Source organism: Streptomyces sp. NPDC050211 (assembly GCF_040656035.1).
Taxonomy (GTDB): domain Bacteria; phylum Actinomycetota; class Actinomycetes; order Streptomycetales; family Streptomycetaceae; genus Streptomyces.
In genome coordinates this window covers 62,260-77,209 of record NZ_JBFALC010000050.1, presented here as the reverse complement: position 1 = coordinate 77,209, position 14,950 = coordinate 62,260, and the positions used below count along the sequence as shown (strand labels likewise).

Genomic DNA, 14,950 nt, shown 5'->3' with positions numbered 1-14,950 from the left:
GCCCCCTGGCGGGGTTGAAGGGGCGGAGCCCCTGGGGGATGGGACGGGTAGGGGCGGCGGGGGCGAAACCATACGTAGGCTTCACCGCGTGAACGCAAATCCCACCTTCGCCCCCGCCACCGGCATCGGCTCCATGCCCGGCACCGACGCCCGCGAGGCCGTCAAGACCGTCACCGGGAGCTTCGAAGACTTCCCGTTCCTGCCGGAGCTGCCCGCCCGCGGCCCCGGCGCCGACATGATCGGCCGTACCGCCGGGCTGCTCGTCGAGGTGTACGCGCGCGTGGAGCCCAGCGGCTGGCGGATCGGGGACCGGCCGGGGCGGGACACCAAGCGGGCCCGGTCCTGGCTCGGCCAAGACCTCGACGCCCTGGAGGAGTTCACGCAGGGGTACGAAGGGCAGCTGAAGGTACAGGCCGTCGGCCCCTGGACGCTGGCCGCCGCACTGGAGCTGAAGAACGGCGAGTCCGCACTGTCCGACGCGGGTGCCTGCCGCGACCTCACCGGCTCGCTCGCCGAGGGACTGCGGGAGCATCTCGCGGAGGTCCAGCGGCGCGTACCCGGCGCCCAAGTCGTCCTCCAGCTAGATGAACCCTCCCTCACCGCCGTACTGCGCGGCCACGTGAAGACCGCCAGCGGATACCGCACCCACCGGGCCGTCGACCGGCAGGTCGTCGAGGCCATGCTCCGCGAGGTCGCCGGGGTTCACGCGGGCGGGCCGGTCGTGGTGCACTCGTGCGCACCGGACGTCCCGTTCGCCCTGCTGCGCCGGGCGGGCATGACCGCGATCTCCTTCGACTTCTCCCTCCTCACCGAGCGTGATGACGACGCGATCGGTGAAGCGGTGGAAGGGGGCACCCGGCTCTTCGCCGGTGTCGTCCCGGGCACGGACGGCCCATTGTCAGACCCTGCCGGTAGCGTCATGGGTGTCAGGACGCTCTGGCGCAGGCTGGGGCTGTCTCCCGCGCTTCTCGCGGAGGCGGTCACGGTCACGCCGTCGTGCGGACTCGCGGGGGCTTCCCCCGACTACGCACGCAAGGCCCTCGCCCACTGCGTCCAGGCGGCGAGATCCCTCGCGGACAACCCAGAGTAACGGGAGGACAACACGGTGGCCGGCGACAAGCAAGCGGAGACGGCGGTGCCCGCCGAGGCACGGGAGCAGCACGCGCAACTCGCTGAGCAGATCGAGGAGCACCGCTTCCGGTACTACGTGAAGGACGCTCCCGTCATCAGCGACGCGGAGTTCGACCAGCTGATGCGCACCCTGGAGGCGCTGGAGGAAGAGCATCCCGAGCTGCGGACACCGGACTCGCCGACCCAGAAGGTCGCCGTCGAGTACGAGACCGACCTCGCCGAGGTCGAGCACCGCGAACGCATGCTCTCCCTCGACAACGTCTTCGACGACGAGGGCCTCGCAGCCTGGGCCGACCGCGTCGCCAAGGACGTCGGCACACCCGACTACCACCTGCTGTGCGAGCTCAAGGTCGACGGCCTCGCGGTGAACCTGACCTATGAGGACGGCCGGCTCACCCGCGCCGCCACCCGCGGCACCGGACGGATCGGCGAGGACATCACGCCGAACGTCAAGACGATCGCGGAGATCCCGCACCGGCTGAGCGGAGACCGCGTCCCCCGGCTCGTCGAGATCCGCGGTGAGGTCTACTTCCCGATGGAGGCCTTCCAGGACCTCAACGCACGCCGAGTGGCCGCCGGTGAGAAGCCGTACGCCAACCCCCGCAACTCCGCCTCGGGTTCGCTGCGCCAGAAGGACCCCAAGGTCACGGCCACCCTGCCGCTCCACATGGTGGTCCACGGCATCGGCGCCCTGGAGGGCTTCGACGGCCTCACCCGCCTCTCCCAGGCGTACGACCTGCTGAAGACCTGGGGCCTGCCCACCTCCACGCACAACAAGGTGGTCGACGGCCTGGACGGCGTAAGGGAGTTCATCGCCCACTACGGCGAGAACCGCCACTCCGTGGCGCACGAGATCGACGGCGTGGTCGTCAAGCTCGACGAGATCCCGCTCCAGGGCCGGCTCGGCTCCACCTCCCGTGCGCCGCGCTGGGCGATCGCGTACAAGTACGCGCCGGAAGAGGTCAACACCAAGCTCATCAACATCCGCGTGGGCGTGGGCCGTACGGGCCGGGTCACGCCGTACGCCCAGGTCGAACCGGTGACGGTGGCGGGCTCGGAGGTCGAGTTCGCCACCCTGCACAACCAGGACGTCGTCAAGGCCAAGGGCGTTCTCATCGGTGACACGGTGGTGCTGCGCAAGGCCGGTGACGTCATCCCGGAGATCCTCGGACCGGTCGCCGACCTGCGGGACGGCAGCGAGCGCGAGTTCGAGATGCCGGCCGAGTGCCCCGAGTGCGGTACGGCACTGCGGCCGATGAAGGAGGGCGACGTCGACCTGCGCTGCCCGAACGCCCGCACCTGCCCCGCCCAGCTGCGTGAGCGCCTGTTCTACCTCGCCGGCCGCAAGGCGCTGGACGTCGAGCACTTCGGCTATGTCGCCGCCGCCGCGCTCACCAAGCCGCTGGAGCCCGCCGAGCCGCCGCTCGGCGACGAGGGCGACCTGTTCGACCTCACCATCGAGCAGCTGCTGCCCATCAAGGCGTACGTCCTCGACCAGGACAGCGGTCTGCCCAAGCGCGATCCGAAGACCGGCGAGGAGAAGATCGCCACGGTCTTCGCCAACCAGCAGGGCGAGCCGAAGAAGAACGCGACCGCGATGCTGGAGAACATCGCGGCGGCCAAGCAGCGCCCGCTCGCCCGTATCCTCACCGGCCTGTCGATCCGTCATGTCGGGCCGGTCGCCGCCGAGGCGCTGGCCCGCAACTTCCGCTCGATCGACCGCATCGAGCAGGCCACGGAGGAGGAGCTGGCGAACACCGACGGCGTCGGCTCGATCATCGCCGCCTCCCTCAAGGAATGGTTCGCCGAGGAATGGCACCAAGAGATCATCCGTAAGTGGAGGGCGGCAGGTGTCCGTATGGAGGAAGAGGGCGCCGGCGAGGACGAGGGCCCGCGTCCGCTGGAAGGACTCACCGTCGTCGTCACCGGAACGCTCGAGCACTTCACCCGGGACGGAGCCAAGGAAGCGCTTCAGGTCCGGGGAGCCAAAGTGACCGGTTCTGTTTCGAAGAAGACGTCTTTCGTCGTTGTGGGTGACAATCCTGGTTCGAAGTACGACAAGGCGATGCAGCTGAAGGTGCCGGTTCTGAACGAGGACGGATTCAACGTCCTGCTGGAACAAGGGCCGGACGCAGCCGCCGAAGTCGCCCTCCCGGCAGAGGAGTAGCGGTTGAAGGCCACCCGATCGGCGCATACCAGATGCATACGGGTGGCCGGGGCGCAATCGGGCAACCGTCGACGACCGCTGCCCGTGGAAGCCTTCTGCGGCCTACTGTTGAGGGGTGCGCCTGCCGTGCCCAGCTGCGGTTGGGGCATCCCCTTGCTCAGAGAGGGCCTTGACGGGCGAGGGGAAGGGTTTTCTGACGCGGCGCCGCTGAGGGATGTCCGGCACCGGGCCGCGTGGCGTGGGCACCGCCGGCTGTGAGAGGGACGGGAATGGAACCGACCGAGAGCGCCGCCCCATACTCGCGGCTGCGCCTGCGCCGGGTCACCGACGCATGGCAGGCGAGCCGATGGGGCGGGCGGTCCGGGGGGCGTCCGGGCACAGGGGAGCGCACCGCCGGGCAGCGTCCCGCGGCCGACGCGAAGAACACCGCACAGCTCACCGCCGACCGGTCGCAGAGCGCACTTGCGGACACCGACGCGGAACGGCACACAGCCTGGCCCGCACTGCCCGCCGCCGTCATGGCGGCGGCCGGATTCGTCCTCGGCGGCGGCTTCTTCCGCGCGTTCACCCTGGACCACGCCCTCTTCCCGTCCGGCGCCGTCGGCTGGTCGCTCGCCGTGCTGACCGGCATCATCGTCGGCCACCTGGTCGCCCTCGGCCGCGCCCGCTGGTGGGGCGGCACCGGCTCCGGCGCCGCCCTCACCCTCGCCGTCCTGATGCTGTACGGCTGGGTGCCCGCCGGAATGGTCAGCCTCACCGTCGTCGTCCTGGTCGGCGTGGCCCGCCGCAACCGCTGGCGCCAGGGCCTGCTGCACGGCGCGGTGGACATCCTCGGCATCGGCGCCGGCGCCCTGGTCCTGGCCGCGTTCGGCCGGGTGCCGTCCGTCGAGACCCCCTGGAACCCCGACACCTGGACCTTCTACACCGCCCCCGAAGTCATCCTCGTCGCGGTCGCCTACCTCGCGGTCACCCGCACCCTGCTCTGGTATCTGCACGCCCCGCGCACCGGCGGCCTGCCCACGGTCGCCCGCACCGCCCTGGTCAGACAGGGCCTGGTCACGGTCGCGCTGCTCGGCATCGCACCGCTGGTGTGTGTCGTGGCCGTGGCCAAGCCGGTGCTGCTGCCGCTGTTCTCGATCCCGCTCATCGCCCTGGACTTCACCCTGTGGATAGCCCGGGCCCGCGCCGAGGAGCAGCTGCGCGACCCGCTCACCGGGCTGCCCAACCGGCAGTGGCTGCTCGAGCGCATCTGGACCGCGCTGGACGACGCCGAGCGCATCGGCGCACGGTCCGCCCTGATGCTGATCGACCTCGACCGCTTCCGGTCGGTCAATGACACGCTCGGTCATCTCGCCGGTGACCGGCTGCTGTTGCAGATAGCCGACCGGCTTCGGGTGGCGCTGCCGCGCGGGGCGGAGGCCGCGCGGCTCGGCGGGGACGAGTTCGCCGTATTACTGCCGGTCGCCGACTCCACCACGTCCGCGACCCGTATCGCCCGGGCCCTGGTCGCCGCGCTCAGCTCACCGCTCGACCTCGACGGACTCACCCTCGTCCTGGAGGCCAGCGCCGGAGTGGCCGTCTTCCCCGACCACGCCCTCGACGCGGAGGGTCTGCTGCGCCGGGCGGACGTGGCGATGTACCAGGCGAAGCGGGACCGTACGGGCGTGGAGGTCTACGAGTCCAAGCGGGACTCCAACACCCCGGACCGCCTTGGCCTGCTGGGCGATCTGCGGCGCGCGCTCGACGCGCACGAGGTGGAGCTGCACTACCAGCCCAAGGTCCGCTTCGACGGACAGGTCGCCGGTCTCGAGGCGCTGGTCCGCTGGGTGCACCCCGAGCGCGGGAAGGTGCCGCCGGACGAGTTCATAGCGATCGCCGAGTCGTCCGGGCTGATGCCGCATCTGACGGAGTACGTGCTGGACACGGCGCTTGCGCAGGTCGCGCGGTGGCGGGCGCAGGGGCTGTTTGTGCCGGTCGCGGTGAACGTGTCCCCGCGCGATGTTCACACCCCGGGGTTCGCGGGTTCGGTGGCCGCGCGGCTCGCCCGGCACGGCGTCCCGGCGGGCTCGCTCCAGCTGGAGATAACGGAGCATGTGCTCCTGGAGGATCCGCAGCGGGCCGCCGACACCCTCGCCGGGCTGACCGGGCACGGCGTGAAGATGTCGCTGGACGACTTCGGCACCGGGTACTCGTCGCTGGTGCATCTGCGGCGGCTGCCGGTGAGCGAGCTGAAGATCGACCGTTCCTTCGTCGCCCGGCTGGCCGTCGATGCCGAGGACGCGGAGATCGTGCGGTGCACGGTGGATCTCGCTCACTCGCTGGGGCTGCTTGTGGTGGCGGAGGGCGTCGAGGACGACGAGACGTGGGAGCGGCTGCGGGATCTGCGCTGTGACGCTGTGCAGGGGTGGTTGGTCGCGGCGGCCATGCCGGCGGAGGAGACGACGGCGTGGTTGCGGGCGCGGGGGTCGCGGGGGTGGCAGCGGCCACGCGCGGCGTTGCCTGCGGCCGACTAGGTTTTCTGTCGCCGGGCCGCCGTGGGGGTTTTCGTCGTTGGCGGCTGCGGGTTCGTTGTGGCTTGTCGCGCAGTTCCCCGCGCCCCTGACGGGGCGCTGTCGAAACCGTTTCACTGGCATGGGCCCCCGCCCCATAGGATTGGCCCCAAACCACACGCACTCACCCCAGAGGATCGCTGCATGCCTGGCATCACGCGCGAGGAGGTCGCCCACCTCGCACGGCTGGCGCGTCTGGAGCTGAAGCCCGAAGAGCTCGAGCACTTCGCGGGACAGCTGGACGACATCATCGGCGCGGTCGCACGCGTCAGTGAGGTCGCCGACCAAGACGTACCGCCGACCTCGCACCCGCTCCCGCTGACGAACGTCATGCGGGCGGACGAGGTCCGTCCGTCGCTCACCCCCGAGCAGGCGCTCTCCGGCGCCCCGGCCCAGGAGCAGCAGCGTTTCAAGGTGCCGCAGATCCTGGGGGAGGACTAACACCACCATGACGGACAACAGCATCATCAAGCTCACCGCCGCCGAGACCGCCGCGAAGATCGCCTCCGGTGAGCTCACCGCGGTGCAGGTCACCGAGGCCCACCTGGCCCGTATCGAGGCCGTCGACGAGAAGGTGCACGCCTTCCTGCATGTCGACCGCGAAGGCGCGCTGGCCCAGGCCCGCGCCGTCGACGAGAAGCGGGCCAAGGGCGAGAAGCTCGGGCCCCTCGCCGGCGTCCCCCTCGCACTGAAGGACATCTTCACCACCCAGGGCATCCCGACCACCGTCGGCTCGAAGATCCTCGAGGGCTGGATCCCGCCGTACGACGCGACGCTCACCAAGCGGCTGAAGGCCGCCGACGTCGTCATCCTCGGCAAGACCAACATGGACGAGTTCGCCATGGGGTCGAGCACCGAGAACAGCGCCTACGGGCCTACCGGGAACCCCTGGGACCTCACCAAGATCCCCGGCGGATCGGGTGGCGGTTCCTCTGCCGCGCTGGCCGCGCACATGGCCCCCCTCGCCATCGGCACCGACACCGGCGGCTCCATCCGCCAGCCGGCCTCCGTCACCGGCACGGTCGGTGTGAAGCCGACGTACGGGGCGGTCTCCCGCTACGGCATGGTCGCGTTCTCGTCCTCCCTCGACCAGGGCGGGCCCTGTGCCCGTACGGTCCTGGACGCGGCGCTGCTGCACGAGGTCATCGCCGGGCACGACCCGATGGACTCCACGTCGATCGACGCCCCGGTCCCGCCGGTCGTCGAGGCCGCCCGCAACGGCAGCGTCGCAGGCATGCGCGTCGGCGTCGTCAAGCAGTTCCGCGGTGAGGGCTACCAGGCCGGTGTCATCCAGCGCTTCGACGAGTCAGTGGCGCTGCTCAAGGAGCTGGGCGCCGAGATCGTAGAGCTGGACTGCCCGTCCTTCGACCTGGCGCTCTCGGCGTACTACCTGATCGCGCCCTCCGAGTGCTCCTCCAACCTCGCCCGTTTCGACGGACTGCGCTACGGCCTGCGGACCGGCGACGACGGCACGCACTCCGCCGAGGAGGTCACCTCGCTCACCCGTGAGGCGGGCTTCGGTCCCGAGGTGAAGCGCCGGATCATGCTGGGGACGTACGCGCTGTCGAGCGGCTACTACGACGCGTACTACGGCAGCGCCCAGAAGGTCCGTACGCTCATCACGCGCGACTTCGAGAAGGCCTTCGAGCAGGTCGACGTGATCGTCTCGCCGACCACGCCGACCACCGCCTTCCCGATCGGCGAGCGTGCCGACGACCCGATGGCGATGTACCTCGCGGACCTGTGCACCATCCCGACCAACCTGGCGGGCAACGCGGCCATGTCGCTGCCCTGCGGTCTCGCGCCGGAGGACAACCTCCCGGTCGGCCTGCAGATCATCGCCCCGGCGCTGCAGGACGACCGCCTGTACAAGGTGGGGGCAGCCGTCGAGGCCGCCTTCGTGGAAAAGTGGGGGCACCCGCTTCTGGAGGAGGCACCGTCGCTGTGAGCAAGCTGTCCAAGGCCAAGGACTTCAAGAAGTCCAAGTCCGGTACGTACCTGTCGATGGCCACCACCGCGTTCGGCGCGATCGGTGTCGCCAAGCAGATCAAGAAGGCGCGCGCCGAGCAGGACACGCTGCGGCTGATCGACGCCACCGTCTCCGCGGTCGCGGTCGTCACCGGCCTCGCCATCCTGTACCGCGAACTGAAGCGGCTGGGCGACGACGACGTCCTGCTGGGCTGAGAGGGAAGTTTCACCGTGACCACCACGACCGACCTGGTGTCGTACGAGGACGCGCTGGCGTCGTACGACCCCGTCATGGGCCTCGAGGTCCATGTCGAACTCGGCACCAAGACCAAGATGTTCTGCGGCTGTTCGACCACGCTCGGCGCGGACCCGAACACCCAGACCTGCCCGGTCTGCCTCGGCATGCCCGGCGCGCTCCCGGTCGTCAACGCGACCGGCGTCGAGTCCGCGATCAAGATCGGTCTCGCGCTGAACTGCGAGATCGCCGAGTGGTGCCGTTTCGCCCGGAAGAACTACTTCTATCCGGACATGCCGAAGAACTTCCAGACCTCCCAGTACGACGAGCCGATCGCCTTCAACGGCTATCTCGACGTGCAGTTGGAGGACGGCGAGACCTTCCGCGTGGAGATCGAGCGCGCCCACATGGAGGAGGACACCGGCAAGTCGCTGCACGTCGGCGGCGCGACGGGCCGTATCCACGGCGCCTCGCACTCGCTCCTCGACTACAACCGCGCCGGCATCCCGCTCATCGAGATCGTCACCAAGCCGATCGAGGGTGCGGGCGAGCGCGCTCCCGAGGTGGCGAAGGCGTACGTCCGTGAGCTGCGCGAACTCATCAAGGCGCTCGGTGTGTCGGAAGCCCGCATGGAGATGGGGCAGATGCGCTGCGACGTGAACCTGTCGCTGCGCCCGAACGGCACCGAGAAGTTCGGCACGCGCAGCGAGACGAAGAACGTCAACTCGCTGCGTTCCGTGGAGCGCGCGGCCCGCTACGAGATCCAGCGGCACGCGGCCGTCCTCAGCGGCGGCGGCACGATCATCCAGGAGACCCGGCACTTCCACGAGGACACCGGGTCGACGACCTCGGGCCGCGTGAAGGAAGAGGCCGAGGACTACCGGTACTTCCCGGAGCCCGACCTCGTACCGGTCGCCCCGACCCGCGAGTGGGTCGAGGAGATCCGCGCCGGGCTGCCCGAGCTGCCGCTGGTGCGCCGCAACCGGCTCCGCGAGGAGTGGGGCATCTCGGCCACCGAGATGCAGGCGATCCTCAACGCCGGTGCGCTGGAAGCGATCGTCGCCACGATCGACGCCGGTGCCGACGCCGCCTCCGCCCGCAAGTGGTGGATGGGCGAACTCGCGCGCAGCGCCAACGAGTCCGGCACCTCGCTGGACGAGCTGGCCATCACGCCGGTGCAGGTCGCGCGGGTCGCCGAGCTGGTCTCGAAGGGCGACCTGAACGACAAGCTGGCCCGCCAGGTCATCGAGGGCGTCCTCGCGGGCGAAGGCACCCCGGACGAGGTCGTCGACAAGCGCGGTCTGAAGGTCGTCTCCGACGAGGGCGCGCTCGGCCAGGCCGTCGACGACGCCATCGCCGGCAACCCCGGCATCGCGGACAAGATCCGCGGCGGCAAGGTGGCCGCGGCCGGCGCCCTGGTCGGCGCGGTCATGAAGGCGACCCGGGGGCAGGCGGACGCGGCTCGCGTCAAGGAGCTGATCCTGGAGAAGCTGGGCGTCAGCGAGGGCTGAGCCCATACGCGTGGTACGGCCCCGGAGGCAGGTCCTCCGGGGCCGTTGCCTTACCTACTGCGGTTACCTACGCGCGGCGCCCTACGAGCCGTACGAAGCCCAGCGCGCGGCCCTCGTCCACCCGCACCGTCTCGCCGACCCGGCGGGCCATCGTGCGATGGAACTCCTCGGGGCTCTCCTCGGCGATCACGTCGCACCACAGCAGCCAGTCCCGCCAGCCGTCGTCCAGCCAGTCGGCCGCCTCCACCTCGACGGCGCCAGAGCGTGTCCAGTGCCGTCGCCACCAGTCGGCGGTGTGGAAGCACCAGAAGTCGGGCTCCCAGTAGGGCTTGAGATGCGCCGGAGGCTCGGTGCCCTCCGGCTCCTCCCGCAGTGCGGGCACGACGACACCGATCCGCCCGCCGGGCTTCAACAGCCGTGCCAGGGTGGGCAGATACAGATCATTCGTGCCGAAGTACTGATACGCGTCGATGCTCACGATCGCGTCGAAGCTGCCCTCGGCGAACGGCAGGTCGTGCGCCTCGACGCGCATGGGCAGCACACGGTCGGCGAAACCGGCCTCGGCGATCCGCCGGGCGTTGTCGTCGGGGTCGATCCACAGGTCGGCGGCGGTGACCTGGGTGTCGTACTCCCTGGCCAGGAAGACCGAGGTCATGGCCCGGCCGCAGCCGAGATCGAGGACACGGGCGCAGGGGCGGAGGGTGTCCAGGCCGAGGGCGGGGGCCAGCCACTCCAGCAGCCACAGCGCGTTCGGGCCCATCTGGTTCTCGATGACCCAGCGGGCGTCGTAGCTGTTGCTGCGCGGGTAGCGGGCGTGGGTCAGCCGCTGGGTGAGGTCCTCATCCGAGGGCCCCATCGTCGGCGGGGTGATGTCTGGCATCGGTGAACGGGCTCCTTGAGTCCTGGGAAGCGGAGAGGGATACGGAGGAGCTCGGTCGGACGCTCAAACAATGCACCTGCTTCGGCCGGCGGCGAGGTGCCGCGATTAGGGCGGACCTTCGGAAGCTAACAGCCGCGTCCAGCGCCCCGCACCCGGTTTCTCAGCGGGAGGCGCTACGCTCGCCCGCCATGAACGGAAGCGGTGAATCCGAGACCCCCGAGGAGTCCGAGCGGGAGGTGCGACGGGCCCGCTGGACGGCGGCCGGGACCGGGGTGCTGCTCGCCCTCGCCGGTCTGGCCGCGTCGGCGCTCCGGGCCGGCGGCTCCGCGCCGACGGTCGTTCCGGCGGCGTACGCCTTCGGTGCGCTGGTGTGCGCGCTCGCGTCGGTCCTGGGGTCCCGGGGGCGTACCCGAAGGGCGCTGTGGCTGCTGATCATCGGGGCGATGGTGATGGCGCTGGGCGACCAGTTCGACTGAGGTGACAGAGTGACCGTTACTGTCCTGTGATCTGTCTCCCACTCCTGTGAATAAGCCCACGAACGCGATAAACGATCACTTCCGCCTGCAAGAGTGGTCCCCGCATTGCTCATACGTTCTTTGCGGGCCGTTCACGTTCTGAACGACTGTTCCCGGTCAAAGATCCACAAATCGTCACCCCTGGGAGCACGTTCGTGGCAGCCCTTGCACGGTGGTGTGTCCAACGCCGCCTCGTCGCCGTTCTGCTGTGGCTCCTCGCCTTCGGCGGGGTGACCGCGGGCGCCGCCGTCGCCGGCGCCGCGTACTCGAACGACTACGAGGCCCCGGGCACCGAGTCCGGGCGGGCCACCCAGCTGCTGCAGGACGGCTTCCCCGTGCTCGGCGGTGACAGTGACACCGTTGTCTGGCACACCGCGTCCGGCACCGTCCGCGCCGCCGACGTCGAACAGACCATGACCCGCACCCTGAACGAGATCGCGGAACTGCCCGGCGTGGCCACCGTGATCAGCCCGTACGGCGGCCAGGGCGCGGCGCAGATCAGCGGCAACGGACGTACGGCCTACGCGACCGTCACCTTCGACGACCGGGCCGAGTCCATCGACAGGTCCGAGGCGCAGGCCGTCGTCGACACCGCCGAGTCCGCGCGGTCCGACGGGCTTCAGGTGGAGCTGGGCGGCAGTGCCATCGCGCTGACCGAGTCGTCCGGCGGGCACCTCGCGGAGATCGTCGGGGTGGCGGTCGCCGCGGTCGTGCTGTTCCTCGCCTTCGGCTCGCTCGCCGCCTCGCTGCTGCCCATCGCCACCGCGCTGGTGAGCGTCGGCACGGCGTACGCCGGGATCGTTCTCCTCGGGCATGTCATGACCGTGGCCGACTTCGCGCCCATGCTCGGCATGCTCATCGGGCTGGGCGTCGGCATCGACTACGCGCTGTTCATCGTGACCCGGCACCGCCGCGGCCTGAAACGCGGGCTGTCCGTCACCGAGTCGGTCACGAGCGCCGTCGCGACGACCGGACGTGCGGTGGTCTTCGCGGGCGCCACGGTGTGCATCGCCCTGCTGGGCATGCTGATCCTGCGGCTGAACTTCCTCAACGGCGTCGCGATCGCCGCCTCGTTGACGGTGGTCCTCACGGTCGCCGCCGCCGTGACCCTGCTGCCTGCCCTGCTGTCCTTCATCGGCACCCGGGCGCTCAGCCGCCGTGAGCGCCGCAGGCTCGCCGAGCACGGTCCCGAGCCCGAGCTGCCGACCGGGTTCGCGGCCCGCTGGTCGGCCTTCGTGGAACGGCACCCCAAGAAGCTCGGCGCGGTCGCCCTCGCCGTGATCACGCTGCTGGCCCTGCCCACACTCGGGCTCCGCCTGGGCACCTCCGACCAGGGCAACAACCCCGAGACGACGACCACCAGGCAGGCGTACGACCTGCTCGCGGACGGTTTCGGACCCGGTGTCAACGGGCCGCTGACCCTCGTCACCGCCGTCGACGGAGCCGAGGACAAGCTCGCCCTCGACAACCTCGACGCCACCCTCCGCACCACCGAGGGCGTCGCGTCGGTGACGCCGGTGACCTACAGCTCCGGCGGCCACACCGCGTATCTGACCGTCGTGCCGGAGTCCTCGCCGCAGTCGCAGACGACCAGCGCCCTCGTCGACCGGCTGCGCACCGAGGTGCTGCCGCGTGCCGAGACGGGCACCTCGCTGGATGTGCACGTCGGCGGGGTGACGGCGGCCTACGACGACTTCGCCGAGGTCATCGTCGGCAAGCTGCCGCTGTTCGTGGGCGTCGTCGTCGGCCTCGGGTGTCTGCTGCTCCTGCTCGCCTTCCGGTCCGTCGGCATCCCGCTGAAGGCCGCCGCGATGAACGTGGCCGCCGTCGCCGCCGCGTTCGGTGTGGTCGTCGCGATCTTCCAGTGGGGGTGGGGGAGCGAGCTGCTGGGGCTGGGGCGAGCGGGACCGATCGAGCCGTTCCTGCCGGTCATCATGGTGTCGGTGCTGTTCGGCCTCTCCATGGACTACCAGGTCTTCCTCGTCAGCCGGATGTACGAGGAGTGGCTGGAGACCGGCGACAACCGGCGGGCCGTCCGCATCGGCCTCGCAGAGACCAGCCGGGTGATCAACTCCGCCGCCGTCATCATGATCTCGGTCTTCCTCGCCTTCGTGCTCAGCGGCGACCGCGTGATCGCCATGTTCGGCATCGCGCTGGCCGCCGCGGTCGCCCTCGACGCCTTCGTCCTGCGTACGTTGCTGGTGCCCGCCCTCATGCACCTGCTCGGCGGCGCCAACTGGTGGCTGCCGCGCCCGCTGGAGAAGTACCTCCCGCGCATCAGCATCGAGCCGCCCGAGTCCCGCGCCGCCCATGAGAGGCTCGCCGGCGTCGACGTCGTGGAGCAGCTGGAGAAGGAGCGGGATCAGGATGTACGCGATATCCCTGGGTGACGACGCTGAACTGCGGCCCCTGGAGCCCTGGCACGCCGAGGAGTTCCTGGCCCACCTGGAGCGCGGGCGGGAGTTCATCAACCAGTACGTCCCCTTCGGCTCCAAGGCCACGGACGTGCCGTCCGCCCGGCAGACGCTCCAGCGGTACGCCGACATGCGTGCCGCCGACACCGGTTCCCTGCACGGCATCTGGCTGGACGGCAAGCTCGTGGGCGGGGTGCTCTTCCTGAACTTCGACGCCGAGCACGGCAACGGCGAGGTCGGCTGCTGGCTGGAGCCCGCCGGCACGGGCCGCGGGCTCGTCACGCGCGCGATGCGGGTCCTCATCGACTTCGCCGTCGAGCAGCGCGGCATCCACCGGATCGAATGGGTGGCGGCCGCGGGCAACACGGCCAGCCTGAACGTGGCCCGGCGGCTCGGAATGACCCGCGACGGTACACGGCGGGAGGCGCACCCCTATCGTGGCGTACGGCACGACCTGGAGGTGTGGTCGATCCTCGCCCCCGAATGGCGTGAAGCACGCGCGCGTGCCGCTGACAGCGATCATTAAGAGACTTCTCAGACAGGATCCGTACGGTGCGCAGCATGGGAACCAAGACAGACGACGAAACCGGTGTCGAGAAGGGCACCGAGGCCACGACCGACGAGGAGAAGGTGGACGTCACCAAGGCCGACGAAGCGACCGGGACCGAGGCCGAGGGCGCGGCCGAGCCGTCCGACATCGAGTCCGCCGAGGACGAGGACGGTGACGAGCTGCCCGAGGTCCAGGTGAAGGAGTCGTCCGGAGTGGGCCAGGGCGCCGGCGCCATCGTCTCCGCCGCGCTCGGCCTGGTCTCGCTGACCGGCAGCTGGGTCGGCACGGTGGCCTCGGCGCGCGAGGAGATCACCGGCAATCTGGAGATGCAGGCCGCGTCGAACGCGAACGTCGCCGCACAGCTCCAGGCGATCTACGGCGACGCCTGGGAGGCCACCGCGCTGTGGGCCGGGGCTTTCGCGCTGATCGCGCTGCTCGTCGGCGTCGCGGTCCTCGCCCGGCCGGCGTTCGGCGTCCCGGGCAAGCCGCAGCCGGTCTGGATCAAGTCGGTTTCCTGGGCGGGCGTCTCGCTCGGCGTCATCGGCCTGCTGCTGGCCGTCCTCAAATACACCGGCGTCTGGCTCGGAGTGCCGTCCGCCGGCTGAACCACCGCAGGTCCTGAGGGGTCTTAGGGCATCCGTAAGCACCTTACGGAGTTCCTGGGGCCCCTCACGCACGTCTAAGGCCCCGCCCACCGCCGAAGATGCGGAACTCTCCCGATGTGGCGGACCCCCCTGGCAGACGAAGGTAGAGGCATCGCAGAGAGCGAGACCCGAAACCGACGTTCACCAGGGGAGACACCATGTACGAGTACGAGATGCTGCAGCTCCGCTCCGCCGAGCTCATCCGCCAGGCAGAGCAGGAGCGGCTGGCCCGCGAGGTCGTCCGCGCTCGCCGCGCCGCCCGCCGCGAAGCGGCCCGGCGCACCGCCGAGCCGGACAGCCATACGCACCGCCCGCGCCGGCACCGGTTCGCCCGGGTCGCATGAGCGCGGGGGAGGGCGGGGGTGGAGGGGCCGTACCGACCAGCG

At 70.4% G+C, this 14,950-nt stretch carries 13 protein-coding genes; 12 read left to right on the top strand and 1 reads right to left on the bottom strand.

Going from position 1 to position 14,950, the window contains the following annotated elements; genetic code table 11:
- The first annotated feature begins 88 nt into the window (after positions 1-88).
- The 7 genes from AB0I98_RS36055 to gatB all read left to right on the top strand — a co-directional run bounded on the left by AB0I98_RS36055 (position 89) and on the right by gatB (position 9,561).
- Positions 89-1,090, top strand: a complete 1,002-nt coding sequence (locus AB0I98_RS36055) for a methionine synthase (RefSeq protein WP_362949280.1) — start codon at positions 89-91, stop codon at positions 1,088-1,090.
- A 15-nt stretch (positions 1,091-1,105) separates the two neighbouring features.
- Positions 1,106-3,298, top strand: a complete 2,193-nt coding sequence (gene ligA / locus AB0I98_RS36050; protein WP_362949278.1) for an NAD-dependent DNA ligase LigA — start codon at positions 1,106-1,108, stop codon at positions 3,296-3,298.
- Between the two features lie 269 nt (positions 3,299-3,567).
- A complete protein-coding gene (locus tag AB0I98_RS36045; RefSeq protein ID WP_362949277.1) occupies positions 3,568-5,811 on the top strand; it encodes a bifunctional diguanylate cyclase/phosphodiesterase in 2,244 nt (747 codons plus the stop codon).
- 180 nt (positions 5,812-5,991) lie between these two features.
- Positions 5,992-6,288 (top strand): Asp-tRNA(Asn)/Glu-tRNA(Gln) amidotransferase subunit GatC, encoded by a 297-nt coding sequence (gene gatC, locus AB0I98_RS36040; RefSeq protein WP_007384860.1) that lies wholly within the window; start codon positions 5,992-5,994, stop codon positions 6,286-6,288.
- Between the two features lie 7 nt (positions 6,289-6,295).
- A complete protein-coding gene (gene gatA, locus AB0I98_RS36035; protein WP_362949275.1) occupies positions 6,296-7,795 on the top strand; it encodes an Asp-tRNA(Asn)/Glu-tRNA(Gln) amidotransferase subunit GatA in 1,500 nt (499 codons plus the stop codon).
- The gene (locus AB0I98_RS36030) at positions 7,792-8,031 is read left to right on the top strand and encodes a hypothetical protein (protein WP_362949274.1); all 240 of its coding nucleotides are present in this window, start codon (positions 7,792-7,794) and stop codon (positions 8,029-8,031) included. The genes gatA and AB0I98_RS36030 overlap by 4 nt, the downstream gene beginning before the upstream one ends.
- Positions 8,032-8,046: 15 nt before the next feature.
- Positions 8,047-9,561, top strand: coding sequence for an Asp-tRNA(Asn)/Glu-tRNA(Gln) amidotransferase subunit GatB (gene gatB / locus AB0I98_RS36025; protein WP_362949272.1), 1,515 nt, complete (start codon positions 8,047-8,049; stop codon positions 9,559-9,561).
- Positions 9,562-9,628: 67 nt separating this feature from the next.
- Here the strand turns inward: gatB and AB0I98_RS36020 are convergent, their stop codons facing one another.
- Positions 9,629-10,441, bottom strand: a complete 813-nt coding sequence (locus AB0I98_RS36020; RefSeq protein ID WP_362949271.1) for a methyltransferase domain-containing protein — start codon at positions 10,439-10,441, stop codon at positions 9,629-9,631.
- A 188-nt stretch (positions 10,442-10,629) separates the two neighbouring features.
- On the opposite strand from AB0I98_RS36020, the gene AB0I98_RS36015 reads away from it, so the two are divergent.
- The 5 genes from AB0I98_RS36015 (at position 10,630) to AB0I98_RS35995 (ending at position 14,908) form a co-directional block, all read left to right on the top strand.
- The gene (locus AB0I98_RS36015; protein WP_362949269.1) at positions 10,630-10,917 is read left to right on the top strand and encodes a hypothetical protein; all 288 of its coding nucleotides are present in this window, start codon (positions 10,630-10,632) and stop codon (positions 10,915-10,917) included.
- A 194-nt stretch (positions 10,918-11,111) separates the two neighbouring features.
- Positions 11,112-13,346: an MMPL family transporter gene (locus tag AB0I98_RS36010; RefSeq protein WP_362949268.1), complete on the top strand. Its 2,235-nt coding sequence runs from the start codon at positions 11,112-11,114 to the stop codon at positions 13,344-13,346.
- Positions 13,324-13,896 carry a GNAT family protein gene (locus AB0I98_RS36005; RefSeq protein ID WP_362949266.1) on the top strand — a complete coding sequence of 191 codons (573 nt, stop codon included), beginning with the start codon at positions 13,324-13,326 and terminating at the stop codon, positions 13,894-13,896. Before AB0I98_RS36010 ends, AB0I98_RS36005 begins: the two co-directional genes overlap by 23 nt.
- A gap of 35 nt (positions 13,897-13,931) precedes the next feature.
- On the top strand, positions 13,932-14,525 hold the full coding sequence (locus tag AB0I98_RS36000; protein WP_362949264.1) for a hypothetical protein: 594 nt from the start codon (positions 13,932-13,934) through the stop codon (positions 14,523-14,525).
- Positions 14,526-14,722: 197 nt separating this feature from the next.
- Positions 14,723-14,908 (top strand): hypothetical protein, encoded by a 186-nt coding sequence (locus AB0I98_RS35995; protein WP_362949262.1) that lies wholly within the window; start codon positions 14,723-14,725, stop codon positions 14,906-14,908.
- Positions 14,909-14,950 lie beyond the last annotated feature (42 nt).

What these genes read in the sequence shown, in the direction of transcription:
- AB0I98_RS36045 (WP_362949277.1), top strand. Translation starts at nt 3,568, where the DNA reads ATGGAACCGACCGAGAGCGCCGCCCCATACTCGCGGCTGCGCCTGCGC.
- gatC (WP_007384860.1), top strand. Translation starts at nt 5,992, where the DNA reads ATGCCTGGCATCACGCGCGAGGAGGTCGCCCACCTCGCACGGCTGGCG.
- gatA (WP_362949275.1), top strand. Translation starts at nt 6,296, where the DNA reads ATGACGGACAACAGCATCATCAAGCTCACCGCCGCCGAGACCGCCGCG.
- AB0I98_RS36020 (WP_362949271.1), bottom strand. Translation starts at nt 10,441, where the DNA reads ATGCCAGACATCACCCCGCCGACGATGGGGCCCTCGGATGAGGACCTC.
- AB0I98_RS36015 (WP_362949269.1), top strand. Translation starts at nt 10,630, where the DNA reads ATGAACGGAAGCGGTGAATCCGAGACCCCCGAGGAGTCCGAGCGGGAG.
- AB0I98_RS36005 (WP_362949266.1), top strand. Translation starts at nt 13,324, where the DNA reads ATGTACGCGATATCCCTGGGTGACGACGCTGAACTGCGGCCCCTGGAG.
- AB0I98_RS36000 (WP_362949264.1), top strand. Translation starts at nt 13,932, where the DNA reads ATGGGAACCAAGACAGACGACGAAACCGGTGTCGAGAAGGGCACCGAG.
- AB0I98_RS35995 (WP_362949262.1), top strand. Translation starts at nt 14,723, where the DNA reads ATGTACGAGTACGAGATGCTGCAGCTCCGCTCCGCCGAGCTCATCCGC.